The 26,095-nt window shown below is 64.6% G+C and carries 18 protein-coding genes and 1 other RNA gene; 11 read left to right on the forward strand and 8 right to left on the reverse strand.

The features are described 5' to 3' along the window. Positions 1-87 precede the first annotated feature (87 nt). Positions 88-4,605: a beta strand repeat-containing protein gene (locus AC07OK_RS08400; RefSeq protein WP_494689875.1), complete on the forward strand. Its 4,518-nt coding sequence runs from the start codon at positions 88-90 to the stop codon at positions 4,603-4,605. A 27-nt stretch (positions 4,606-4,632) separates the two neighbouring features. On the opposite strand, the gene araH is transcribed toward AC07OK_RS08400, so the two are convergent. The 5 genes from araH to dgoD are packed head-to-tail and all read right to left on the reverse strand — an operon-like array spanning position 4,633 to position 11,862. Continuing rightward, positions 4,633-5,616, reverse strand: coding sequence for an L-arabinose ABC transporter permease AraH (gene araH / locus AC07OK_RS08405; protein WP_494689876.1), 984 nt, complete (start codon positions 5,614-5,616; stop codon positions 4,633-4,635). Next, positions 5,613-7,169, reverse strand: a complete 1,557-nt coding sequence (araG, locus tag AC07OK_RS08410; RefSeq protein WP_494689877.1) for an L-arabinose ABC transporter ATP-binding protein AraG — start codon at positions 7,167-7,169, stop codon at positions 5,613-5,615. The genes araH and araG overlap by 4 nt, the downstream gene beginning before the upstream one ends. A 1-nt stretch (position 7,170) precedes the next feature. Beyond that, on the reverse strand, positions 7,171-8,142 hold the full coding sequence (locus tag AC07OK_RS08415; RefSeq protein ID WP_494689878.1) for an arabinose ABC transporter substrate-binding protein: 972 nt from the start codon (positions 8,140-8,142) through the stop codon (positions 7,171-7,173). A 30-nt stretch (positions 8,143-8,172) separates the two neighbouring features. Beyond that, complete coding sequence (locus tag AC07OK_RS08420; protein WP_494689879.1) at positions 8,173-10,689, reverse strand: beta-galactosidase; 2,517 nt, start codon at positions 10,687-10,689, stop codon at positions 8,173-8,175. A 24-nt stretch (positions 10,690-10,713) separates the two neighbouring features. Continuing rightward, positions 10,714-11,862: a galactonate dehydratase gene (gene dgoD, locus AC07OK_RS08425; RefSeq protein WP_494689880.1), complete on the reverse strand. Its 1,149-nt coding sequence runs from the start codon at positions 11,860-11,862 to the stop codon at positions 10,714-10,716. Between the two features lie 221 nt (positions 11,863-12,083). Here dgoD and AC07OK_RS08430 point away from each other — a divergent pair, with 221 nt between their 5' ends. The 9 genes from AC07OK_RS08430 to AC07OK_RS08470 all read left to right on the forward strand — a co-directional run bounded on the left by AC07OK_RS08430 (position 12,084) and on the right by AC07OK_RS08470 (position 21,918). Beyond that, complete coding sequence (locus AC07OK_RS08430; RefSeq protein ID WP_494689881.1) at positions 12,084-13,019, forward strand: SMP-30/gluconolactonase/LRE family protein; 936 nt, start codon at positions 12,084-12,086, stop codon at positions 13,017-13,019. 48 nt (positions 13,020-13,067) lie between these two features. Next, positions 13,068-14,030, forward strand: a complete 963-nt coding sequence (locus AC07OK_RS08435) for a LysR substrate-binding domain-containing protein (RefSeq protein WP_494689882.1) — start codon at positions 13,068-13,070, stop codon at positions 14,028-14,030. A gap of 140 nt (positions 14,031-14,170) precedes the next feature. Beyond that, positions 14,171-16,759 carry a TonB-dependent receptor gene (locus tag AC07OK_RS08440; protein WP_494689883.1) on the forward strand — a complete coding sequence of 863 codons (2,589 nt, stop codon included), beginning with the start codon at positions 14,171-14,173 and terminating at the stop codon, positions 16,757-16,759. A 73-nt stretch (positions 16,760-16,832) separates the two neighbouring features. Further along, entirely contained in the window at positions 16,833-19,676 is a 2,844-nt protein-coding gene (gene galA / locus AC07OK_RS08445) for a beta-galactosidase GalA (protein ID WP_494689884.1), read from the forward strand. Between the two features lie 44 nt (positions 19,677-19,720). After that, on the forward strand, positions 19,721-20,035 hold the full coding sequence (locus AC07OK_RS08450; protein ID WP_494689885.1) for a cell division protein ZapB: 315 nt from the start codon (positions 19,721-19,723) through the stop codon (positions 20,033-20,035). Further along, on the forward strand, positions 20,032-20,343 hold the full coding sequence (locus tag AC07OK_RS08455; protein WP_020701461.1) for a cell division protein ZapA: 312 nt from the start codon (positions 20,032-20,034) through the stop codon (positions 20,341-20,343). The genes AC07OK_RS08450 and AC07OK_RS08455 overlap by 4 nt, the downstream gene beginning before the upstream one ends. A gap of 46 nt (positions 20,344-20,389) precedes the next feature. After that, positions 20,390-20,570, forward strand: a non-coding RNA gene (gene ssrS / locus AC07OK_RS08460) — 6S RNA. 62 nt (positions 20,571-20,632) lie between these two features. Continuing rightward, positions 20,633-21,100, forward strand: coding sequence for an EVE domain-containing protein (locus AC07OK_RS08465; protein ID WP_494689886.1), 468 nt, complete (start codon positions 20,633-20,635; stop codon positions 21,098-21,100). Next, complete coding sequence (locus AC07OK_RS08470) at positions 21,100-21,918, forward strand: sulfite exporter TauE/SafE family protein (RefSeq protein ID WP_494689887.1); 819 nt, start codon at positions 21,100-21,102, stop codon at positions 21,916-21,918. The genes AC07OK_RS08465 and AC07OK_RS08470 overlap by 1 nt, the downstream gene beginning before the upstream one ends. A 115-nt stretch (positions 21,919-22,033) precedes the next feature. Here the strand turns inward: AC07OK_RS08470 and lgt are convergent, their stop codons facing one another. Together lgt and AC07OK_RS08480 are read right to left on the reverse strand one after the other, a co-directional pair. Next, on the reverse strand, positions 22,034-22,879 hold the full coding sequence (gene lgt, locus AC07OK_RS08475) for a prolipoprotein diacylglyceryl transferase (protein WP_494689888.1): 846 nt from the start codon (positions 22,877-22,879) through the stop codon (positions 22,034-22,036). Beyond that, positions 22,873-23,769 carry a LysR family transcriptional regulator gene (locus AC07OK_RS08480; RefSeq protein ID WP_494689889.1) on the reverse strand — a complete coding sequence of 299 codons (897 nt, stop codon included), beginning with the start codon at positions 23,767-23,769 and terminating at the stop codon, positions 22,873-22,875. The genes lgt and AC07OK_RS08480 overlap by 7 nt, the downstream gene beginning before the upstream one ends. Positions 23,770-23,915: 146 nt before the next feature. Here AC07OK_RS08480 and ilvD point away from each other — a divergent pair, with 146 nt between their 5' ends. After that, positions 23,916-25,778, forward strand: a complete 1,863-nt coding sequence (gene ilvD / locus AC07OK_RS08485; protein ID WP_494689890.1) for a dihydroxy-acid dehydratase — start codon at positions 23,916-23,918, stop codon at positions 25,776-25,778. Positions 25,779-25,828: 50 nt separating this feature from the next. On the opposite strand, the gene AC07OK_RS08490 is transcribed toward ilvD, so the two are convergent. Next, the gene (locus AC07OK_RS08490) at positions 25,829-26,050 is read right to left on the reverse strand and encodes a TIGR04438 family Trp-rich protein (RefSeq protein ID WP_494689891.1); all 222 of its coding nucleotides are present in this window, start codon (positions 26,048-26,050) and stop codon (positions 25,829-25,831) included. Between the last annotated feature and the right edge of the window lie 45 nt (positions 26,051-26,095).

Raw genomic sequence — 26,095 nt, forward strand, 5'->3', positions numbered from 1 at the left:
ATTACAACTTTGTAATCGTTCTGTTTGCCAAGCTGTCATTTTCCCTTGATTTAATGCAAGCGTACCAAACCATAACAAGGGGTAAAGATGAGTATCGGCAGCTGGTTCAAGAAACACGTAGAGAAGCCCATCGTCAGCGTGGTCGACAAGGTCGGCGACACCATCAAGGACATCGGCGGCGACCTGAACGGCATCGGCGATGCGTTCGACGTGGTGGGCGACGACATCGCCGCGGCCGCCAAGAAGATCAGCGAGCTGGGCTACACCAAGAAGAGTCTGGGCAACGGCGACAACAATTACACGGCCAGCTCGCTGGGCGCCAACATCATTCATGGCGATGGCGGCAACGACACCATCACCGTCACGGCCGGCGCCTACAACAACCTGTACGGCGACGACGGCAACGACACCATCATCGTGCGGGTGGGCGGCTACAACCGCATCGACGGCGGCAACGGCGACGACAATATCCGCGTCGACGTCGGCGTCTACAACAAGATCAGCGGCGGCGCCGGTAACGACACGGTCACCGTGGCGGCCGGCGCGGCGGCCGACGTCGACCTGGGCGACGGCAACAATAACTTGTCGATCAACAGCGCCTACAACGAGATCACCGCCGGCAACGGCAACGACCGCGTGACGGCCAACGGCGGCTGGAACAAGATCGACGTCGACGGCGGCGACAACACCATCACCGCCAACGGCGGCGCCAACACCATCAGCACCGACGGCGGCAACGACAACATCACCGTCAACGGCGGCGCCAACAAGGTCAACGCGGGCGACGGCTGGAACGTCATCAACGCCGGCGGCGCGTCCAACGTCATCAACACCGGCAAGGACGCCGACACCGTCACGGCCGACGGCGCCAGCAACGTCATCAACACCGGCGGCGGCGACGACCGTATCAGCGTCAAGGCGGCCAGCAACGTGATCGACGCCGGCGAGGGCACCAACACGGTGACGGCCGACGGCGGCAACAACCACATCACGGCCGGCGCCGGCGACGACACCATCAAGGCCAACGGCGGCGCCAACGAAGTCAAGGCCGGCAACGGCAACAACAACGTCACGCTGAACGGCGCGGCCAATGTGCTGACCTCGGGCACGGAGGCGGACACGGTCACGGCCGCCGGTGGCGCCAACGTCATCAGCACCGGCGCCGGCAACGACAAGATCCAGGCGGTCGGAGGCGCCAACGTCATCAACGCCGGCAGCGGCAACGACGCGGTGGTCGCGCTGGGCGGCGCCAACGGCGTCACCGCCAGCGACGGCAAGGACAACATCGTCGTCGCCGGCGGCGCCAACGTGGTGATCGACGACGGCGGCGGCAGCAACATCGTGCTGGGCGGCCTGCTCAACATCGCCTACACCGGCGGCGCCGGCAACAAGGTGGCCGCGCTGGGCGACAGCAACGCGCTGGTCAGCAACCAGGGCGGCAACATCGACGTGGCGGTGGGCGTGAACAACGTGCTGCTGGCCAACGGCAGCGGCAACACGCTGGTCGGCGTGGGCGGCGCCAACCTGGTGGCCACCACCGTCGGCGGCGACACCGTGGTCGCGCTGGGCGGCGCCAACGTCGTGCTGACCGAACTGGGCGGCATGGTCAAGGCCGCCACCGGCGGCCTGGCCAAGGTCTTGGCCGACGCCGTGCCGAGCAAGGCGGCCGCCACCGCCATCAACAACGCCAGTGCCAAGCTCGCTTCCGCCCTCAACAGCGGCGCCGGCAACGACACCGTGGTGGCCGTGGGCGGCAACAACGTCATCTACACCGGCGCCGGCAAGGACGTGGTCACGGCGGCCGGCGGCAACAACATCGTGCTGGCCAACGGCGGCGACAACATCACCACCGCGCTGGGCGGCAACAACATCGTCGTCAACACGGCCGGCAACAACGTGGTGACGGCGGCCGGCTCGGTCAACGTCATCGTCACGGGCCTGGGCGACGGCCTGGCCGACGTCACCGCCAAGCTGGGCAGCGTGGCCGGCGGCGCCACCAAGGCCGTCGCTTCCTTCATCGGCAGCAACGTGGCGCATGGCGACGGCAACGACGTGGTCAGCGCCATCGGTTCCACCAACGTGGTCTACACCGGCGGCGGCAACGATGTCGTCACCGGCATCGGCGCCAACAACGTGGTCTGGAGCGGCAGCGGCAACGACACGGTCACCGTGTTCGGCGCGCGCAACGTGGTGTGGGGCGACGCCGGCGCGGACACGATCACGGCCGTGGGCGCCAACAACCTGCTGGCCAGCGGCAACTACGCCGAGATCGGCGCGACCGCCGTCGGCCTGGTCGATTCGCTGACCTCCGGCGTGGCCGCCACCGACCTGGTGGCGAAGGCCGGCCTGTCGGGCCTGGCGTCCAGCCAGAGCGGCCACGACGTGATGACGGCGTTCGGCAAGAACAACGTGCTGGTCGGCGGCAGCGCCGACACCGTCGCCACCGCGTTGGGCGTGAACAACCTGGTGCTGACCGGCGCCGGCAACGACGTGGTCAGCGCCATCGGCAGCAAGTCCGGCATCGTCACCGGCGCCGGCAACGACGTTGTCACCGTGGTCGGCACCTACAACGTGGTGTCGGCCGGCGAGGGCAACAACGTCGTGACCGCGCTGGGCAAGGGCAACCTGATCGAAGGCGGCAGCGGCGACGACGTGCTCACCGCGCTGGCCTTCGGCACGGCGGCCAAGTCGGTCAACGTCAACGGCAACCTGATCGTGGCCGGCGACGGCAACAACGTCGAAACCGTGGTCGGCAAGGACAACGCCGTCATCGGCGGCAGCGGCAAGGACGTGCTGGTGATGGTCAGCTACGGCGGCGGCAACACCAGCACCACCACCAACGAAGCCGAAGGCACGAACCAGACCACCACCAGCACCACCAAGGGCAGCACCCAGTTCAACCTGGCCTGGACCGGCGCCGGCAACGACACGGCCGTGGTCTACGGCGACCACAACGTGGTGCTGGCCGACTCGGGCGACGACTTCCTGGTCGTGCTCAACAGCGGCAGCAAGCTGAGCTACTCCAGCACGACCACCGAGGCGGTGGAAGGCTCGGACTCGGCGCAGACCACCAGCTCGACCAAGGTCAGCATCGACACCGGCATGAACTTCGTGCACGCCGGCGACGGCAACGACACCCTGATCCTGGCCGGCACCACCACCATCGGCATGGGCGGCAACGGCAACGACCTGATCGTTTCGTCAGGCCAGAACAACATCGCCCTGGGCGGCGCCGGCAACGACACCATCATCGGCCTGGCCGAGATCACCGTGTTCAACGCGGCCGAAGCCATCGTCGAAAACGACTACGAGTCGGCCGGCGACTGGGTCGGCGCGGCGATGAACGCCAACTTCATCCGCTCGCAGTACGGCGCGCTGGCCAAGGGCGACCTGGGCAAGCTCAACCTGGTGGGCAATGTGATCATGGGCGGCGACGGCGACGACACCATCTTCGCCACCAATGCCGGCACCTACGTCGGCGGCGGCAACGGCAACGACACCATGATGGGCCTGGGCTGGGGCGTGATCGACCACCTGCTGGTGGGCAAGGCCAACGCCCTGAACGCGGCCTGGAGCGATGCGGGCAAGGGCTTCGACGCCATCACCAAGTACCTGAACACCACCTTCACCGATGAGATCAGCAAGGGTTGGGCCGGCGTGGCCGACAGCATCAAGGCCGAGTTGGCCAAGGCGACCGCCAGCGGCGGCAAGCTGGCCGACGGCCTCAATTCCGTCGGCAACGATGCGCTGGCCGGCATCGCCAGCACCACCGGCCTGTCCACTTCCGGCATCGACGTCGCCTCGCCGCTCAAGTCCGCGCTGGACACAGGCAAGAGCGGCCTGACCACGGCGGTGAACGGCATCAGCAGCGGCGTCAACTACGTGGCCGACGCCGACGTCGGCACGGCGCTGGCCGATGCCACGGACTGGATGGGCAGCGCGCTGAAGACGGCCTCCAACGCCAGCGGCGACGGCGTGAACTGGCTGGGAAAATACCTGGGCGTCAACCTGCACCTGAGCGACTTCCACGGCGCCGACTTCTTCATCGCCAGCATGTTGGCCTACACCTTGGGCTACAAGTATGCCGGCAACAACCGCCTATTCGGCGGCGCCGGCGACGACACCCTGTACAGCGGCATGGGCAACGACGCCCTGTACGGCGGCGCGGGCAAGGACACGTATGTGATGTCCATGGGCGACGGCAAGGATACGGTGCATGAAGTGGCTGGCGGCAACGACATCCTCAAGTTCACCGGCAACAAGCTGTTCAGCAGCGTCACCATCGCCGCCGATCACGTCAAGGCGAACATCGACGGCTCCGACCTGATCATCAACTATGTCGACGGCGGCAAGTCGTACGCGCAGTTCACGGTGTCCGATTATGCCAAGGTCAACATCAGCGAGGTGGACCTGGTCGATGCCAGCGGCAAGCAGGTGGCGGCGATCAACTTCAACGATCTGGTGGCGCACGCCGACCACGGCAGCAGCCCGTACGATATGGCTGCCACGTGGACGGTGGACCGCATGCACACCTTTGTCGATCTGCTGACCGCGTCCATCACGGGCGGCAGCACCGGCGTGCAGTTGGTGGGCGTGGCGAGCTAAGCGCCACGCGGTATGGACGGTTGAGGACTAGCGGCGCTCGCCGCGGGTCTTCAACTGGTCCAGCAGCACCGCGGCGAGCAGGATCACGCCGCGCATCAGATACTGGTAGAAGGCGTCGACGTCGAGCAGGTTCATGACGTTTTCCACCGTCCCCATGATCAGCACACCGATCAACACGCCGAACATGCGCGCTTTGCCGCCCTGGAGCGACACACCACCCAGCACGCAGGCCGAAATCACATCCAGTTCAAACCCCTGCGCCGCATTCGGCTGGCCGCTGGTGATGCGCGAGGCCAGGATCAGGCCCGCCATCGCGGTGACCAGGCCTTGCAGCAGGAAGATCCACACGCGCAGTCGCTCGACGCGCACGCCGGCCAGGCGTGCCGCTTCCGGATTGCCGCCGATGGCCAGCGTGTTGCGGCCGAAGACGGTCTGGTTCAGCAGCACGCCGAACACCAGGAAGCAGCAGGCGCACACCAGCACCGGCAGCGGCAGGCCGAAGATGCGGGTATCGCCGAAGTTGATGAAGGCGTCGTTGCTGATGCCGACCGCCTGGCCCTTGGAGACGATGAAGGCCAGGCCGCGCACCATCAGCATGGTGGCCAGCGTGGCGATCAGCGCGTTCACGCGCAGGTAGGCGATCAGCACGCCGTTCAAGGCGCCGATCAGCGCGCCGGCAACCAGGCCCGCGCCCACCGCCAGCAGCACGCTGCCGCTTTGTTCCAGCACGATGGCGCCCAGCACGCCGGAGAAGGCGATGGTGGAGCCGACCGACAGATCGAAATCGCGCGAGGCGAGGCACAGCATCATGGTGCAGGCGACCATGCCGATCTGCGCCACCGACAGCATCAGGCCGACCACATTGGTCAGCGAGTAGAAGTTCTCGACGGTGACTGCCAACACCGCGAACAGCACCACGTAGGCCAGCGGCATGCTGTATTCAACCAGCCATTGGCGCTGGGCCTGGGACACCGCAGGCTTGGCGGCGGGATTCAATTGCGAGACGTTCATGCGATGCTCCGGGTGGGAAGTGCGGGCGTTTCAATGTGGGGGGCGGCGGGGGCGGGGGCGATCGAGTCGGGCAGCGCCAGGCGCAGCACTTCGGTTTCACTGGCGTCGGCGCGCGACAGTTCGCCGCAGATTTCGCCTTCGCGCATGACGATCACGCGGTCCGAGATGCCCAGCACTTCCGGCAGCTCGCTCGACACCACGATGACACAGCAGCCGCGCTCCGCGACTTCGTGAATGATGCGGTAGATATCGTTCTTGGCGCCGACGTCGATGCCGCGCGTCGGTTCGTCGAGGATCAGCACCTTGAGGCCGGGTTCGGCCAGCCAGCGCGCCAGGATCACCTTCTGCTGGTTGCCGCCGGAGAGCAGGCGGATCTCCTGCTGGCGGTTGGGCGTCTTGATGCGCAGGCGGGCGATGAACTCCTCGGCCAGCGCCGCTTCGCGCTTGTGGCGCAGGAACAGGCCGCCCAGCAGGTCGTGGCGGCACACGCTGATGTTGATGTTCTCCGCCACCGAGGCGGTGGCCAGGATGCCTTGTTCCTTGCGGTCCTCCGGGCACAGCACGATGCCGGCCGCGATCGCGGCGGACGGCCCGGAGGTCGACACGGTCACGCCGTCGAGCACCACGCTGCCGGCGCTGCGCGCGTCGGCGTTGTACAGGAGGCGCATCAATTCGCTGCGGCCGGCGCCGACCAGGCCAAAGAAGCCCAGCACCTCGCCGCCGCGCACGGAAAAGCTCTGCGGGCCTTTCACGTGTTTGCCGTTCAGGCCTTGTATCTTCAGGCGTTCTTCGCCGAGCGGGCGGGTACGATAGTCGTAGATGTCGCTCAGTTCACGGCCCACCATGTCGCTGATCAGGCGCTCGCGCGGCACGTCGGCCATCACGTTGTGGGTGACGATCTTGCGGCCGTCGCGGAAGATGGTGCAGGCGTCGCACAGCGCGTACAGCTCTTCCAGTCGGTGCGAGATGTAGATCAGCGTGCGGCCGTCGGCGCGCAATTCCTTCACGAGGCGGAACAGGATCTCGGTTTCGCGGTGCGACAGGCTGGAGGTCGGCTCGTCGAAGGCGATGACCTGGGCGTCCTGCATGATGGCTTTGCAGATCTCGACCATCTGGCGCTGCGCGATCGACAGGTCGGCCAGCTTGGCGTCCGGCGCCAGGTCGACGCCGATGGCGGCCAGCTTCTCGGCCACCATCTTGTGGGCCTTGGGCTTGTCCAGCAGGCCGAAACGGGTGGGCATGCGGCCCAACAGAATATTCTCCGCCACGGTCAGTTCGGGAACGTATTGCAGCTCCTGGTGGATCACGGCGATGCCGGCGCCAATCGCGTCCTTGGCGCTGGTGAAGCGGCACTCCTTGCCGTCGACCAGCAGGCGGCCGCCATCCGGCTTGTACTGGCCGCCGAGGATCTTCAGCAGCGTGGACTTGCCGGCGCCGTTTTCGCCCAGCAGGCCGTGGACCTGGCCGGCGTGCGCGGCGAAGCTGACGCCATTGAGCGCCTTCACGCCGGGGAAGACCTTGCTGACCTGGTCAAATTGCAGGTACGCGGTCATGTCACTGACCCATTTGCTTGCGTACGTCGGCCTGGTTGGCGCGGGTCATCAGCATGCCCTTGGTTAGCACTTCCGCCGGTGGCACGCCTTTGCCGGTGATCCAGTTGTACATATTGACCGAGGTCTGGTAGCCATGCTCCTTGGCGCTGATCATTACCGAGCCATGGAAGCCCGTTGGCGCCGGCTTGTTCAATTCGTTTTCAGCGGCCTTGGCGCCGCCGATGCCGACGCCGACCATGTTGTCCGCCTTGATGCCGCGGCCTTCGGCGGCGCGCACCGCGCCCAGTACCGCTTCGTCATTCAGGCCGACCGCCACCCAATGCTTGAAGCGGGCGTTCTTGGTCAGTGCGATGTTGGCGGCGTTGAAGGCGCTTTCGGTATCGGTCTTGGATTGCGGCGCGTCGACGATGTTCGCCACCGGGAAGCCGGCGGCTTTCAGCGCATCGACCGCGCCCATCGTGCGTTCCTTGGCGGTTGGCAGCTGGTCGTAGGCGACGCGGATCGCGCCGACTTCGGCCATATTCCACTTGCGCGCCTTGATCTCGGCGGCGATGCCTTCGCCCACCTGCTTGCCGATGGCGTAGCCGGAGATGCCCATGTGCGGAATCGAGGCGATAGGTTTGCCGCTGCCGTCGACCAGGCGGTCGTCGACCGAGATCACTTTCATGTTGTTGCGCTTGGCGGCGCGTTCGACGGCGGTGCCCAGCTTGACGTCCGGCGCGCAGATGACGAAGCCCTGCGCCTTTTGCGCGGCCAGGTTGTCGATCGCGGCGATCATCTTCTCGCCGTTAGGCACGCCGATCTTCACCAAGGCGAAACCCTTCTCTTTTGCCGCCTGTTCGGCGTAGCGCCATTCGTCCTGGAACCAGGGCTCCTCGGCCTGTTTGACCAGGAAGCCGATCTTGACCGGTTCGGCGGCGTGGGCTGCGGCCATCAGACATAAGGTTACTGCGGCGAGTAGGGTACGTTTCATGGTGGGTCTCCAGTGTTTATATTTTTTTGATTATGGGGTAACGCGCAGCTGATACACGGGTATCACGCTGACGCTGCGGACGGTGGCTATTTGGCTCTTGCCGGCAAAGTCGGGCCTTGCCTCTTTGGGCACGTAGATCGGGGCGTCGGCGCGCAGCGGCAGCACGGAGACGGTCAGCGGCTGGTCGAGCAGGGCGCTGGCCTGGCGCAGGCCGAATTGCCATAGGTAGCCGCTGTAGTACCAGTCGTCCAGCATGCGGGTGCCCGAGTAGAGGCGGCCGATGTCGCCGACGAAGTCGATTTGCAGCAGGGCATCGTCCAGTCCGCGCAGCTGTTCGCGCGAGACGTTGATCTGCCAGGCGCCTGCGGCCTTGAAGTTTTCCGGCAGCGGCTGCACGGCGGCTTTCGCGCCGCCACCGATGACGATCGGCGGCGCTTCTTGCGCCGCGCGCGTCGGCGTGACCGTTGCCTTCAGATCGCGCACTGGCAGTTCGGTTTCGAAGGTTTGGAAGATGCCGTCGTTGCCGGCGGCGCGCAGGGCGACATTCGCGTTCGTGGCGGCTCCGGCGGTGGTCCAGGCCTGGGTCGTGGTGCTTGCCTTTGGCTTGCCGCTTAACGCAGGGTAGACAGCAAAGCGGAACTTGTTGCTGCCTGCCGAACGCATTTGCAGCGCGCCGTCGGCGATGTAGGCTTGCTGGCCGCTCAGCGCCAGACGGCGCTGGCCGCCCAGCTCCGCCACGCTCAGTTGCTGCGATTGTTCGGCCGTCAGTACGACGATGGTCAATGGTCGCTTGCCGGCGCGCTGCACGGTCAGCGCCGCGCCGGCGCCTGGCTGCACGCCGCGTAGCAGCGCGCGGCTACCAGTGACGGCAAGCTGCCCGCTGCCCGCGTGGATCTGCGGCGCGAGCGCGGCGTCGAACGCCAGCTCCACCGGCACGCCGGCGCTGGCGCCGAACACCGCCACCACACCGGCCTTGCCCTGGTCGAGCAAGGCCAATGGCTGCGCCGTGGCGTAGGCGAGGTTGACGCCGTCGAGATCAAGGTTCAACGGCCAGATGAAGTAAGCGCCATCGGCGATATCGACCGGCGTGGCTGGCAATGTGATCGTCTGGCCGGGCAGCTTGACCGAGAACTGGGTGGCCTGCTGCGCCGCCATCGGGTACTGGCGCACATGGTTGTTCACGAACAGGAAGCCGCGATCGCCCTCGCTGCGCACGGCGAAGCGCGCCGTCTTCAGGTCGTCCGGCGTGGCGGGCGACGCATCCGGCTTACGCACCGTCATCGGCGCCAGGCGCGAGCCGAAATCGTGCAGGAACAAATGGAAGGGACGCAGCTTCTCCAGCACCTTGCGCTGCTGGCCATCCGGCCCAAGCGGAGCCTGGAAGTCGTAGCTGATCATGGTGGTGTCGTTGTAGCCGCCGCTGAGGGTACTCTCCTCCATCGAGGTGCCGCCCAGGCCAGTCGGATTGCGGCCGCCATGGAACATGTAGTAGCCCATCAGGTTCACGCCGGAACCCAGCTGCACCGGCAGCATCGACGCGATATCGTCCGCCGACACCACCGTGCGGCGGCGGTACATGAACGGCAAACCGGCGCCATATTCGGCGCCGAGGAAAGGTGTCACGTCCTTGTCCGTCTCCGCAGTTCCGGGCGCATGGGCGGCGGTCTGCGCACCCAGGTCGCCGCTGACGCGCGTGTCGAAGCGGAATGCGTAGGTCTCTTTCGGCGGCAGCTCCCTGGTGCTGGTGCCCCAGGGCTCGTCGGGATAGCCGCCGAACACCGGCGTCACTTCGCCCGTTGGATAGATGGTGCCGTCCCAGCCGGTGACGGTGTAGTAGGGCACATCCATGCCCGCCTTCAGCGCCAGCTTCTTCAGCGCGGCGATGTGCGCGGCGCCCTGGCCGGGACCATCGATGTTGTATTCGTTTTCCAGCTGGATGCCGATCACGCGGCCGCCATCCTTCCACAACTGGCCCTTGAGCTGCGCGCCGATCTGCGCGTACAGCTTCTCCACCAAGGCCATGTATTGCGGATCGTTGGAGCGGGTCGGCATGGCGTTGACCACCCAATCCGGCACGCCGCCGTAGCGCACTTCCGCATGCGCCCACGGGCCCACGCGCACCACCACATCCAGCCCGGCCTTGGCGGCCAGCTGCACGTAGCGGCGCAGGTCGCGGTTGCCCTGCCAGTCGAATTTTCCCGCCACTTCTTCGTGGTGGTTCCACATCACATAGCTGGTGACGATGTCGATGCCGGCGGCTTTCATCTTGCGCAGCTCCGCTTCCCATTGCGAGGCGGGTGTGCGACTGTAGTGGAACTCGCCCATCACCGGTAGCCACGGCGCGCCGTTGCGGGTCAGGTAGCGCGCATTGGCGCCAAGCTTGTCGCCGTTGGGCGCGACGGAACTGCCCATGTGCAGCGCTGCCGCTTTTGGCGCAGGCGTGGCCGCGCTGGCGTCGATGGACAACATCGTATCGGCGCTGGCGGCGCCCGCCAGGACGCCCGCGATCAGCGCGGCGCCCGAATGGCGGCGTAACAAAAATGGCATGTGATCTCTCGTTTCTTTATTCGCTTACCATTCGGCGACGCTGCCGTCGGCATGACGCCATACCGGGTTGCGCCAGTCCGGCGCATTTTTGCTGGCGGCGATCACGCGTTCTTCATCGACGTCCACGCCCAGGCCAGGTTTGCTCAGCGGTTTCATGTAGCCGTCGGTGATGCGGAAGTCTTCCTTGTTGAGGACATAGTCGAGCAGCTCGCCGCCCTTGTTGTAATGAATGCCCATGCTCTGCTCCTGCAGCACCGCGTTGTAGGACACGAAGTCCACGCTCAGGCAGGCCGCCAGCGCGACAGGGCCGAGCGGGCAGTGCGGCGCCAGTGCGATGTCGTAGGCTTCCGCCATCGAGGCGATCTTCAGGCACTCGGTGATGCCGCCCGCGTGCGACAGGTCCGGCTGCACGATGGACAGGCCACCGGCATGGAACACGTTCTTGAATTCGAAGCGCGAGTACATGCGCTCACCGGCCGCCAGCGGAATCGAAGTGGTTTCGGCCAGGCGCGGATAATACTCGGCCTGTTCGGCCAGCACCGGCTCTTCGACGAACAGCGGGCGATACGGCTCCAGCTCGCGCAGCAGTACCTTGGCCATCGGCGCGGCCACGCGGCCGTGGAAGTCCAGGCCGAATTCGATGCTGTTGCCGAAGGCGGCGCGGATCTCGGCCACGCGCTCGACCGCCTTGTCGACGGCGGCGGCGGTGTCCAGCATGCCCAGTTCCTCGGTGGCGTTCATCTTGAAGGTGTCGAAGCCGCCTTCGCGCAGCTTGCTGATGTGCTCAATGATGTCGGAAGGACGGTCGCCACCCACCCAGCTGTACATCTTCATGCGGTCGCGTACCAGGCCGCCCAGCAGCTCGTAGACCGGCTTGCCCATGACCTTGCCCTTGATGTCCCACAGCGCCTGGTCGATGCCGGCGATGGCGCTCATCGTGATCGCGCCGCCGCGATAGAAGCCGGCGCGGTACATGGTTTGCCACAGATCGTTGATGCGGGCAGGGTCCTGGCCGATCAGGTACGGTTCCATTTCCTGCACCGCCGTCTCCACGGTGCGCGCACGGCCTTCGATGACCGGTTCGCCCCAGCCGACGACCCCTTCATCGGTTTCGATCTTGAGCAGCATCCAGCGCGGTGGTACACGGTAGGTCGTCAGTTTGATGATTTTCATAGGTGTGGAGAGTGAGTTCGGGAACAGCGTCCAGTCTAAGCCTGCGCGCTAGACTGGAAATATGATTAATTCGTAAGTAGGCATATCAATATCGCATAGCTAGGGCGGGGCCTCGCCGGTATTCGAAATCGGCATGGCAGCGGGCGATTTATTCATGTCTGCCAGGAGAAGGAGGCGCTTAGACTGGCGCGGTCAAGTCATCTATCCGGAGCCCCCGCAGCATGAGCCAATTCAGTACGCCACTCGCCACTACGCCCGCTGCCAGCTTCGGAGTCATGCTGGTACGCGTCGGCCAGGCCGGATGCGCGCTGCGCTGGGACGCCCAGGCGGCCTGCTGGCGCTGGCCGGACCCGCAGGGCGGCCAGCTGTATGCCTGGCCCGCGCAGGACAGCATGCCGAGCGGCGTGCGCCTGCTGGAAAGCGCGGGGCTGATCGCCTGCTGCCGCTCCGGGCGCGTGCTGCTTGGCCTGGGCAAGCGCCTCGGCCTGGTGGAGCTGCCGGCCGCCGGCCAGTCCGGCCGCCCGCTCCAGGCGCAGGTGCTGGCGACCATCGACGCCGCCGAAGCGCGCACCGTCATCAGCGACGGACGCACCGACCGGCACGGGAACTTCGTCTTTGGTACCGCTAACACCGGCGCCGACCAGCGGCCGATCGGCAGCTTCTATCAGTATTCGACGCGCCACGGGCTGCGCCGCCTGGCCTTGCCGGTGGTGGTCGCGGCGCGCAGCATCGCCTTCAGCGTGGACGGCGCGCGCATGTACTTCGCCGACGCCACCAGGGGCGACATCATGCAATGCGTCTACGACGCGGAGCGCGCCAAGGTCAGCGATGTGCGCATGTTTGCGCCGGCGCCGGAGCGCGGTGCCGCCATCGTCGACGGCGCCGGCATGCTGTGGAGCGTGCAGGGCGGGGCGTTGGCGCAGTACGACGCCGACGGCCATCCACGCCGGCGGATCGAACTGGCGCGCGAGCCGGTGGCCAGCATGGCCTTCGGCGGCCCTGACTTGAGGCAGTTGCTGTTGCTGGGCGCACGCGGTGGCCTGTATGGACTGCCGGCTGGCGTGGCAGATGAACTGGCGCCTGGCGTGGCCGATACCCCGTTCGACGATGGCCCAGCGGCCGTCGTCGATTCCCAACGTCCGCGCCACGGTGATTGACGCTGCACCGGCGCGCCCTTATGATGGGCGATCCAGAAAATCACCTCTATGACCGATTCAAGCTCCGACCGCTTCGTCCGCTCCCACCTGAAAACCCGCCATTTGGTGTTGTTGGTCGAATTGGGCCGGCACGGATCGATTGCGCACGCAGCGCAAGCCGCCAACCTGACCCAACCCGGTGCGTCCAAATTATTGGGCGAGCTTGAACACGCGCTCGGCGTTCAGCTGTTCGAGCGCCTGTCGCGCGGTGTCGCCCCGACCTGGTACGGAAAAGTACTGATACGGCGCGCCGGCGCGGCGTTGGCGGAGATGGACGCGGCACACCAGGAAGTGATGGAGCTGTTGTCCGGCTTGCGCGGGCGCGTGGGCATAGGCACCGTACTGGCGCCGGCCACCGGCCTGGTGCCGAAGGCGATCAACCTGCTGAAGTCGCGCCACTCGCGGGTGCATGTCTCGGTCAGCATGTCGACCAGTAAAGCGCTGGTCGAACGCCTGCGCGGCGGCGAGCTCGATCTGGTGGTGGGCCGCATCCTCGACACGGAGGCCGCCGATGAACTCAATTTCGAACCGCTGACCGACGAGCCGCACCTGCTGATCGCTGGCGCCGGCCATCCGCTGGCCGGACGCACCGACCTGAAACTGGAAGACCTGATGGAGCAGTGCTGGATACTGCCGCCCGCCGGCAGCATCCTGCGCGACCGCCTGACGGCGCTATTCCTTTCGCATGGCCTGGAGCAGCCGGCGGAAACCGTCGAGACCCTCGATTTGCCCGTCGTTGCCAGTCTCCTCATGAGCAACGACATGATCGTCGCGCTGCCGGCGGACGCCGTGAAGCCGTATCTGGAAGCAGGCCTGATGACGGTGCTGCCGTTCGACCTGGGCGTCAGCATGGATTCGTTCGGCATTGTGACGCGCAAACGACACCAGCTCTCGCCTGGCGCCGATGCGATGCTGCTCGCGCTGCGCGATGCCGCAGCCGCCATCTACCCTCACTATCGCCGGCCTGTTTAGGTGTACTCAAGCGTGATATACGAACTTGGTATGGCGCGCACTCAATAAGCTATTGGAAGTGCTTCTTTCGTTTCGCTAGCATCCAGTTATTCGTCCTAGTCGTTAATCAGAGACGGAACTACACAACACTGGAGATGCACATGAAGCACAAGAAAATGAGCTGGCTCATCGCCACGCTCTTCACGTCCCCTCTGCTGGTCCAACAAGCGTTTGCCCAGGAAGCCGCAGCCGATATTCAGCAAGTGAACGTCACCGGCATCCGTGCCTCGGTGCGCAACGCCTTGGCCGCGAAGGAAGCTTCGAACAGCATCGTGGAAGTGATCTCGTCGGAAGACATCGGCAAGCTGCCCGATACCACCATCGCCGAATCGCTGGCGCGCCTGCCGGGCATGTCGTCCGGCCTGGATCGCGGCAATGCCAGCCAGATCGTCGCGCGCGGCCTGGGCCCGCGCTTCATCGGCGCCACGCTGAACGGCCGCGAGCTGGCCTCGTCGGAGCCCAACCGCGCTGTGCGTTTCGAGCAGTTCCCATCGGAGTCGCTGAGCGGCGCCACCATCTACAAGACCCAGAACGCCGAGCTGGCGGAAGGCGGTATCGCCACCTCCATCGACCTGCAAACCGTATCGCCGCTGAAGTATTCGGGCCGCCAGGTTTCGCTGAAGGCGGACGCGCTGTACTACGCGCTGGCCAAGGACATCGGCGGCGCCGACAAGACCGCGCCGCGTCTCGGTGGCGTCTACATCGACCAGTTCAACAACAAGACGCTGGGCGTGGCGCTGGCCGCCAGCTACCAGGACCAGCCTTCGCTGCAAAAGAACGTGCGCCACTGGGGCTTCAACGAAGACCATTCGGCGGACCTGAACGGCGACGGCAAGGTAGACAAGACGCCTTGGGGCTTCCAGGATGAAGTCAAACGTGGCAAGGACAAACGCACCAGCGTCCTTGGCAAGGTCGAATGGAAACCGTCCAACGATGTACTGATCACCGCCGACAGCTACTACGCCAAGGCCGCGATCCGTGAACCGGGCCTGCAGCACTGGACCGGCGACCTGGGTAACTGGGACGGCTACGAGTCGGGTAACTTCAGCAACCTCGATATCCGCAACGGCTACGTCGCCGGCGGCACGCTGAAGAACGTCGGCATGGTCACCAATGACTACCTGTGGATACAGGACACCAGTGTTGCCGCCAGCGGTATCAACGGCAAGTTCAACGTCGGCGACTGGAAGGTGGAGAGCGACCTGTCGACGTCCCACGCGATGCGCAGCAGCCAGTGGCGCGACGTGCGCCAGTTTTCGAACAACCCGACCACGATCACCTGGGACTTCACCGGTAACGAGCACCAGAGCTACAACTTCGGCATGGACACCGGCAACCCCGCCAACTTCGGCGCGGCGAGCCTGTACGTCGATACCGACGGCCATATCAAGGATCTGCTGAATGCGGTGAGCCTGAGCGCATCGCGTCCCATCGAAGGCCGCATCATCAGCCGCCTGAAGGTGGGCGTGCGCGCCACCGACCGCGAGAAGAGCTATCGCCAGACCACCTGGCAGCTCGATTCAAAGACGATTCCCGCCTCGGCCTACGAGACCGTCAACGTCAGCGGCTTCCCTTCGTACATCGCGCTGAAGGACTTCGGCGCTGCGACCTCCGCGGCCTTCGGCCCGGACGCCTTTAACCCGAACGGCCGCCCGCAGACGCAGAACGACCTGCTGTCCGGCTGGAAGGTCAAGGAGCGCAGCACGTCGGCCTTTGTACAGGGTGACCTGGACGGCGAAGCCTTCGGCAAGACCTATCGCGGCAACGTCGGCGTGCGCCTGGTGCACACCACGCAGACCGGCTACGGCATGCAGTCGCTCAACGGCGCAGCGCCGACGGCGGTGGAAGGCGGCACTTCCTACAACGAGATCCTGCCTAGCCTGAACCTGATCTTCAACATGGACGAAGCACAGGAACGCCAGGTGCGTTTCAGCGTGGCGCGCGCCATGTCGCGGGCGCCGCTGGACGAGATGCGTGCCTCGCGCAACCTGAATGTGGTGTCGGATAGCACCCAGCCGATCAGCGGCAGCGCGGGTAATCCGGAACTGAAGCCGATGATGGCCAACCAGGTCGACCTGGCCTACCAGTGGTACTTCGGCAAAGGTTCGTTGCTGTCGGCCGGCGCGTTCTACAAGAAGGTATCGCGCTACATCGCCATCACCAGCGACACCACCACCGTCAACGGCCGTCCTGCGACTCTTACCCGTTCGGTCAACGGCGACGGCGGCGACATCCGCGGCGTGGAGCTGGTGTACCAGCAGGCCTTTACTTCGCTGCCTGCGCCGTTCGACGGCCTGGGCATCGCCAGCAACTACGCCTACACCACCAGTAACATCCGCGAGAAAACGCCAAGCGTGAATCCTTATCCGATCGAAGGTCTGATGAAGAGCAACGGCGGCGTGACGCTGTGGTACGAGAAGGCAGGCTACGAGGCGCGCATCTCCGCCAACTACCACAGTGCTTTCGTGCGTAATCCGACCTGGGGCGCCGGCCAGCTGATCGAGAACGAAGCCGAAACCTATCTGACGCTGAACCTGGCCAAGCAGCTGACGCCGAACGTGCAACTGCGCTTCGGTATCGACAACCTGACCAACCAGAAGGCCGTCTATACCAGCTCGAACATCCCCGTGCAGCAGGAAGTGACCGAGTTTGGCCGCCGCTTCAACCTTGGTTTGTCGTTCAAGCTGTAATCTGTTTTTATCGTGGTTTTAGCGGAGCGGTGCGTGATGGTGCTGCTCCGTTTTTTTTATTCGGAGGCGCGGATTGAAATCGTACACATTCAACTGGCGGCGGCTTTGGTCCGCCATCCTTCTGCTGTCGGCCTGCGTGGCCGTGCAGGCCGCAACGTCGGGGCGTGAGCGGCTGTCGCTCGATCGCGGCTGGCTGTTCCACCTGGGCGATATCGTCCAGCCGCCGATCAAGGGACACGGCGAATCCTATGGCAACGCCAAGGCCGGCAATGCCGCCGGTGCTGCCGGTACTGAATACGACGATTCCGATTGGCGCCACCTGGACCTGCCGCACGACTGGGCGGTTGAAGGCCCGTTCGATCCCAATGCCAACGTCTCGCAAGGCTATCGTCCGCGCGGCATCGGCTGGTACCGGCGCTATCTGCGAGTGGAAGCGGCCGATCGCGGCCGGCACTTCGAATTGCAGTTCGACGCCATTGCCACCCACGCCACCGTTTGGGTGAACGGCAATGTGGTGAACCGCAACTGGTCCGGCTATAACTCCAGCTATATCGACATTACACCCTACCTGCGCTACGGCGATGCGATGAACACCATCGCCATCCGCGCCGATGCCGAGGCCATGGAAGGCTGGTGGTACGAGGGGGCGGGCGTGTATCGCCATGCGTGGCTGGTCAAGCGCGATCCTGTGCATATCGTGACCGACGGCGTGCATGCGACGCCGCGCGCGGGCAAGGGCAGGGACTGGACCATTCCGGTCGAGGTCACGCTGAACAACAGCGGCAAGCAGACCAGCGCAGTGACGGTGGAAGTGGCCGTGTTCGACCCGTCTGGCAAGCAGGTGGCGCGTCAGAGCTCCGCCACCCGCATCGGCGCGCTGGGTACGAACACGGTGCAAGTGCCGCTGGCTGTCGTCAATCCTGCCCTCTGGTCGCTGGAGAAAACCAATCTGTACCGCGTGACTACCCGCGTTCTTCAGGATGGCAAGGCGCTCGATGAGGTGTCGCTGAATACCGGCTTCCGCACCATACACTTCGATGCGGCGCAGGGCTTCTTCCTCAACGGTGTGCATGTGAAGTTGCAGGGCGTGTGCATCCACCAGGATCATGCGGGCGTAGGCGTGGCGGTGCCGGATTCGGTGTGGGCGTATCGCTTGCGCCGGCTGAAGGAGCTGGGCGTGAACGCGATCCGCTTCTCGCACAACGCGCCGGCGGCCGAGGTGCTGGACCTGGTCGACCGCATGGGCTTCGTCGTCATGGACGAGAACCGCAACTTCAATCCATCGCCGGACTACATGCGGCAGCTGGAGTGGATGGTCAAGCGCGACCGCCATCATCCGGGCGTGATCCTGTGGTCGGTGTTTAACGAGGAGCCGGAGCAGGCCACCGAAGTTGGCTACGAAATGGTGCGCCGCATGTCGGCCACCGTGAAAGCGCTGGACGATACCCGTCCCGTTACGGCGGCGATGAACGGCGGCTTCCTGACGGCGTTGAATGTCTCGCATGCGGTCGACGTGGTGGGCTCCAACTACCAGGTGCCCGATTACGACCGCTATCACAAGGCAAATCCAAACAAGCCGTTCACCAGTTCCGAAGACACGTCGGCCTACATGACGCGCGGCGAGTTCAAGACCGTTCGCGAAAAGAACCTGATCGCCAGTTATGACGACGATGCGGCGGAATGGGGCAATACCCATCGCGACGCATGGGAGGCGATCGCCACGCGGCCATACGTGGCGGGCGGTTTCGTCTGGACCGGCTTCGATTATCGCGGCGAGCCGACGCCGAACGAATGGCCGTCGGTCAGCTCGGTGTTCGGCATCATGGACCTGAACGGCTTCCCGAAGAACGCCTATTACATTCACCAAGTACAGTGGATCAAGGACCGTCCGCTGATCCACATCGCGCCGCACTGGAACTGGAGCGGCAGCGAGGGCAAGGACATCCGCGTGATGGTGATGGCCAACGTCGAGCGCGTGCAGCTGCTGCTGAACGGCCGCCCGCTGGGTGAGCAGAAAGCGGACCCTTACCGAATGAACAGCTTCAACGTCGCCTACGAGCCCGGCAAGCTGGAGGCGATCGGCTACAACGGCGGCAAGGAAGTCGCGCGCACTGCGGTCGAGACCACCGGCGCCGCCGTCGCGCTGGAACTGGCGCCAGACCGCGCGCAACTGGCCGGCGATGGCCGCGATGCGATGCCGATCACCGTGCGCGCGCTGGATGCGCAAGGCCGCGCGGTACCGCTGGCCGATGCGCAGGTGACGTTTGCGGTGACGGGCGGCGGCCGCTCCATCGGTCATGGCAACGGCGATCCGAATTCGCACGAGGACGAGAAGGGCGCGACGCGCCGCCTGTTCAACGGCCTGGCGCAGCTGATCGTGCAGACCAACTACGACGGCGCCGAGGCGATCAGCGTGACCGCCACCGCGCCCGGCCTGGCGCCGGCGCGCATCAGCATTCCGGTCAAGGCGACACCGGCGCAGCCATTCGTGGCGGCGGCCGAAGCGCCGCTGACCTTCGTGCGCAGCTGGCGCATCGCGCCGGACAGCGCCGAGCGTCCCGACCCGAACCAGCAGCTGGCCAGCTTCGACATGAACACCTGGGGCTGGGGTTCGCCGCCGATGATCGCGCCGGCGGCAGCGAAGTATCACCTGTACCGCGCCAGCTTCACGCCGCGCAAGGACCTGGCCGACGGCAGCGGCATGATCCGCTTCGCCGGCGTGCGCGGCAAGGCGGAGGTCTGGCTGAACGGCCAGTTGATCGGCAAGAAGGACAGCTACGCGCTGGCGGCGTTCGAGCTGCCGCTGCCGGCCGGCGCCGGCAAGCGCGAGATCAATGTGATCGTCGAGGCGGAGCCGGGGCAGGCCAGCGGCATCGAGGGCTATGTGAGTATTACGCCACGCTTGCTGGCAAAGTAGCAATTTTGGGCGGGACGTTGACAGTGAAGAAATAAATCGCGCGCTTGCCCTTCAAATATGCGGGCCGGGGGCGCGATTCGGTTGACGGCGTTCCGCGCGCTGCCTATAGTGGCGGGATGATTCCAGATTTCCAAGAACTATCCGACAAAATCGACCAGCTGGCCGAGATGACCCAGGCGCTGCGCCGGGAAAATGCACAATTGCGTCAAGCTAATGCCGCCTTGGTGGTGGAGAACATGGGCTATCAGCGCAAGTTGAGCGAGGCGACCGGCCGCGTCGAGGCCTTGCTGGAAAAAATCCCCGCGCTCGACGGCGACGCCGAAGAGGAAGAACAGCCTGAAAACGAGGACGCACGATGATACAGCTCGATGTCACCATCATGGGTTCACCGTATCGGCTGGTCGTCAAGGAAGGCGAGGAGCGCGCGCTGCGCGAGGCCGCGTCCTTCCTGGACAAGAAGATGACGGCGATCCGCGACGGCGGTAAGGTCAAGGGCAATGATCGCATCGCCGTGATGGCGGCGCTGGGCATGGCGGCGGAGTTCCTGTCGGTGAAATCGCCGGTGGGGCCGTTGTCGGAGATGTCTATACTGGATGTGCAGACGAAGATCAGCGCCATGCACAAAGTGCTCGATAGCGCGCTGACGCCGCAAGAAACCCTGTTTTAATTCGCTAAACTCCTTCCTTTGCGGCGGACAAGAGAGTAAACTTCGTTTCACCCTGCGGTGTTCGCGATTGCCATATATTCCTTGAACCATTTATGTGCACCGGTTGCGGAATTTTGTTCGATGGGCGTGAGCGTCGCTAGTCCGATGAACCCGAAATTGAACTAACTGTGACCACCTTGAACCGTTTGGTTCGGGATGCCGGCAAAGACGGCACAGGCGGGGCCTTATACTAAGAAGCGGTTGCAAGCATGTGAGTGCGCAACCGCTTTTTTTCGTCTGGAGAAAACCCATGCAATATTGGTTGATGAAATCCGAGCCTGATGAAGTCAGCATCGACGACGTGATGGCGTCGCCCGATCAGACCACGCCGTGGTTCGGCGTGCGCAACTACCAGGCGCGCAACTTCATGCGCGATGGCATGCAGAATGGAGACGGTGTGCTGTTCTACCACTCCAGTTGCCCGGAGCCCGGCATCGCCGGACTGGCGAGGGTGGTGGGCGGCGCCTATCCCGACGCCACGCAATTCGACAAGGACAGCAAGTACTACGATCCCAAGGCCACGCCGGAGCAGCCGCGCTGGATCTCGGTCGACGTGCAGGGCACGCAGAAAACGCGGCTGCTGTCGCTGGCCGAGATGCGTACCATACCGGCGTTGGAGGATATGGTGGTGCTGCAAAAAGGCAGCCGTTTGTCGATCACGCCGGTGACGGCGGCGCAGTGGAACACCATCGTCAAGCTGCTCAAGAAAGGCGCTTGATGGATATCGGCCTGGTGCTGGTCCTGCTGCTGATGGGCGCCGTGGGCGGTTTCCTGGCGGGCTTGCTGGGCATAGGCGGCGGCATGATACTGGTGCCGTTCATCACGATGATCTTCAGCGCCAAGGGCTTTCCCGAGAGCGTGAACATTCATATGGCGGTGGCGACCTCGCTGGGCGTGATCCTGTTCACGTCGATGTCGTCGGTGCGCGCGCATCACCTGCATGGCGCGGTGCTGTGGCGGGTGGCGCTGCTGCTGTCGCCGGGCATACTGCTCGGGGCGTGGTGCGGGCCCTGGATCGCCAAGCAAATGAGTCCTGCGGGGCAGGCGATTTTGTTCTGCGTGTTCCTGAGCTTCTCCGCCACGCAGATACTGTTTGGTAAAAAGGCGGTCGTTGTGGAAGGCGTTGCGCAGCGTGGCCTGCCGGGCAGCGTCGGCATGTTTGGCGCCGGCGGTGTGATTGGTTTGGTGGCGGGCTTGCTGGGTGCGGGCGGCGGCTTCCTGTCGATTCCGTTCATGACCTGGTGTAACGTCAGGATGCAGAACGCGGTGGCGACCAGCGCGGCGCTGGGTTTTCCGATCGCGCTGGCGGGCACGCTGTCGAATATCTACTATGGCTGGGGCACGCCGGAGCTGCCCGAATATTCGCTGGGCTTCATTTACCTGCCGGCGTTGCTGGTGATCGCGGCGGCCAGCGTGACACTGGCGCCGCTGGGTGCACGCACCGCGCACAAGCTGCCGGTGCAGACCCTCAAGAAAATCTTCGCGGTCGTGCTCTACGGCCTGGCCGCCTACATGCTGCGCAAGGCCTTGGCGTAGCCGTCATTCCCGCGAAAGCGGGAATCCATACTGAGCTTGTTTTGGCCGCGCATCTTGAATTCATACTCAGCATGGATTCCCGCTTTCGCGGGAATGACGCTGGGGGGCTCGATTGTCAGACCGGTGCGCGGCCCTTCTGTTTGACCGTGTAGGCCCATACCAGCATCGCCAGCGCGCCGATGATCATCGGCAGCGACAGCACCTGGCCCGAGGTGATTGGCATGCCGAGGAAGGTGGTTTCCCAGTCCGGCGTGCGGAAGTATTCGGTGAAGAATCGCGCGCAGCCATACAGCAGCGTGTAGGTTGCGCCGACCGCCAGCCGCGGACGCTCCTTGCGCGAGAACAGCCACAGGATGACGAACACCAGCAGGCCATCAATCAGCAGTTGATAGATGGGCGACGGATGGCGCAGCCCTTGCAGGAAGACGGGATTCGGATGCAGCGGGTAGGCGTTGTCTGGCCACAGCATCGCCCACGGCAGCGATTGATCGCCGACCACTCTGCCCGGCAGCTCGGCGTTGATGAAGTTACCCAGGCGGCCGGCGGCATAACCCAGCGGCACCAGCGGCGCGATGAAATCGTACACGTCCAGCAGGTTGCGGCCGCTCTTGCGCGCCCACACGGCCATGGCGATCAGCACGCCCAGGAAGCCGCCGTGGAAGGACATGCCGCCATGCCAGACCTTCAGAATTTCTATCGGATTTGAAAAGTACTTGACCGGTTCGTAAAACAGCACCTCGCCCATGCGGCCGCCGATCACTACGCCCAGCATGCCGTAGAACAGCATGTCGTCGAGGTCTTCCTTCCTCCATCCTTGCGCGGCGATGTGCGGCTGCTTGATGCGCACGCGGCCCAGCGTGATGAACATGGCGAAGGCGAGAACGTACATCAATCCGTACCAGTGGATCGCCACCGGCCCCAGTTGCAGGGCGATCGGATCGGGCATCGGGTGTATCAGCATAGGGTGTTCTTTCTCAATAATTCCAAAAAGCCGCGCAGCACCGGCGAGGCATTGTCGCGCCGCCAGGCCAGGCCGGTTTCGACCAGCGGCGTGGCGTCGCGCAGCGCCCGGTATTCTACCCCGGTCCGCATCAGGTTGGACACGGACTGCGGCACCAGCGCCATCCCCATGCCGGCCGATACCAGGCTGACGATGGTCTGCATCTGGATCGCCTGCTGGCCTATCTCCGGCGTGATGCCGGCATCGCGGAACACCGACAGGATGGCGTCGTACAGGGCCGGCGAGATCGCGCGCGGGAAGATGATCAACGGTAGCGGCGGCAGGGAGGCCAATGTCAGCTTGCCTTGCTTCTTCAGCAGGCCGGCCGGCAGGGCCAGCACCAGCGGCTCGCTCAGCACCGGCAGGTAGTCCAGTTCCAGCCTGGCCTTGTCCGGCAGCGGTGGGATCAGCAGGCCGGCGTCGATGCGGTTGTTGAGCAGATCGTCCAGTTGCAGGTCCGACGTGGCTTCCTGCAGCGTGATCTGCACTTGCGGATAGGCGGCGCGGTAGGCGCGCAGGAAGGGCGGCAGCACGCTGTAGTCGGCTGAGGAGATGAAGGCCAGCGTCAGCCTGCCTACCTCGCCGGCGGCGGCGCGCTGCACCAGCTGCGGCAGTTCCTGCGATTGCGCCAGCATGCGGCGCGCTTCCGGCAGCAGCGCCAGGCCGGCCGGCGTCAGTGCCACGCCGCGGCGGTTGCGCTCGAACAGCGAGGCGCCCAGCAGCTCCTCCAGCGCCTGTATCGTCTGCGACAGCGGCGGCTGCGTCATGTGCAGGCGCAGCGCCGCCTTGCCGAAGTGGAGTTCCTCGGCGACGGTGACGAAATAACGCAGTTGCCGCAGTTCGATGTTCATATTGTTTACTGTTGAAATTCTATTCAGTGATATTTTATACGACTCACAGAGTCGAAAATACTATATTTGACACCGGGGCAGGGGAAAGGCAATCTGTCATGCTACGACAGCGGTCTTAAGCCCGCCTTTATCACTGGAGAAACATCATGCCGCAATACCGTTCCCGCACCACCACCCACGGCCGCAACATGGCCGGCGCCCGCGCCCTGTGGCGCGCGACCGGCATGAAGGACGGCGACTTCGACAAGCCTATCGTCGCCGTGGTGAACTCGTTCACGCAGTTCGTGCCCGGCCACGTGCACCTGAAGGACCTGGGCCAGCTGGTGGCGCGCGAGATCGAGAAGGCCGGCGGCGTGGCCAAGGAATTCAACACCATCGCCGTCGATGACGGCATCGCCATGGGCCACGGCGGCATGCTGTACTCGCTGCCGTCGCGCGACCTGATCGCCGATTCGGTCGAGTACATGGTCAACGCCCACTGCGCCGATGCGATGGTCTGCATCTCCAACTGCGACAAGATCACGCCGGGCATGCTGATGGCCGCGATGCGCCTCAACATTCCGGTGGTATTCATCTCCGGCGGCCCGATGGAAGCGGGCAAGGTAATCAAGGTGGTCGACGGCAAGCAGAAGATCATCAAGCTCGATCTGGTCGACGCCATGATCAAGGCCGGCGACCAGTCGGTCAGCGATGCGGACGTCGCCGAGATCGAACGTTCGGCCTGTCCTACCTGCGGTTCGTGCTCCGGCATGTTCACCGCGAACTCGATGAACTGCCTGACCGAGGCGCTGGGTCTGGCCCTGCCGGGCAACGGTACCATCGTCGCCACCCACTCCGACCGCGAGCAGCTGTTCCTGCGCGCCGGCCGCTTGATCGTCGAACTGGCCAAGCGCCACTACGAGCAGGACGACTACTCGGTGCTGCCGCGCTCCATCGCCACCAAGGCCGCGTTTGAAAACGCGATGGCGCTGGATGTGTCGATGGGCGGTTCCACCAACACCGTGCTGCACTTGCTGGCCGCCGCGCATGAAGCGGAAGTGGACTTCGACATGAAGGACATCGACCGCATCTCGCGCAAAGTGCCATGCCTGTGCAAGGTCGCGCCGATGACCGACAAGTACCACATCGAAGACGTGCACCGCGCCGGCGGCATCGTGGCGATCCTGGGCGAACTGGCGCGCGCCGGTTTGCTGGACACCTCGCTGCCAACCATCCACGCGCCGACCTTGGGCGATGCGATCGAACGCAACGACATCAAGCGCAGCGACGATCCTGCCGTGCACCAGCTGTTCCGCGCCGCGCCTGGCGGCGTGCCGACGCAGACGGCGTTCTCGCAATCGGAACGCTACGATGCACTCGACACCGACCGCAGCACCGGCTGCATCCGCGACAAAGCGCACGCCTATTCGCAGGACGGCGGCCTGGCGGTCTTGTACGGCAACCTGGCGCAGAACGGCTGCATCGTGAAGACGGCCGGCGTTGATGAGAGCATCCTGAAATTCAGCGGCAAGGCGCGTGTGTTCGAGAGCCAGGACGCTGCGGTTGAAGGCATCCTTGGCGATACCGTGCATGAAGGCGATGTGGTCATCATCCGCTACGAAGGTCCGAAGGGCGGCCCTGGCATGCAGGAGATGCTGTATCCGACGTCGTACATCAAGTCCAAGGGCCTGGGCAAGGCTTGCGCGTTGCTGACCGATGGCCGCTTCTCGGGTGGTTCGTCGGGGCTGGTGATCGGCCATGCTTCGCCGGAAGCGGCGGAGGGCGGCGCGATCGGCCTGGTGGAAGAGGGCGATATGATCGATATCGATATCCCGAACCGCACCATCAACCTGCGCATCAGCGATGCTGATTTGGCGGCGCGTCGCGCGGCCATGGACGTCAAGGGCGATGCGGCGTGGAAGCCGGTCAACCGTCAGCGCTACGTGTCGCAGGCGCTGCAAGCCTACGCGGCGCTGACCACGTCGGCCGATCGCGGCGCCGTGCGCGATCTGTCGCAGATCAAGCGCTAAGCGAGCGCCGGGCTGCCACACTCCCGCTCCGCCCGGAGCGGGAGTTCTTTTTACTTCTTGTCGAAGTTTTGCTTCACGCGCGCCTTGCGGCGCTTTTCGTCTTCGTTGTGCGCCTTGCGTTTGTCCAGGCCAAGCATCGGTTCCAGGAACTCGAACCACACGAAGGCGAACACCATCAGCCCGATAATCCACCACCAGGACAGCAGGGCGAACTTCCACACTTCAAAATACCGCAGCCCGCACAGGACTAAGATCACCAAAATGATAGGCATGATGTGCTCCTCCAGTTACGTCATCTTACAAAGAAAACGGCTTTA

The sequence above is a fragment of the Duganella sp. GW821-FHT07G03 genome, assembly GCF_059418605.1.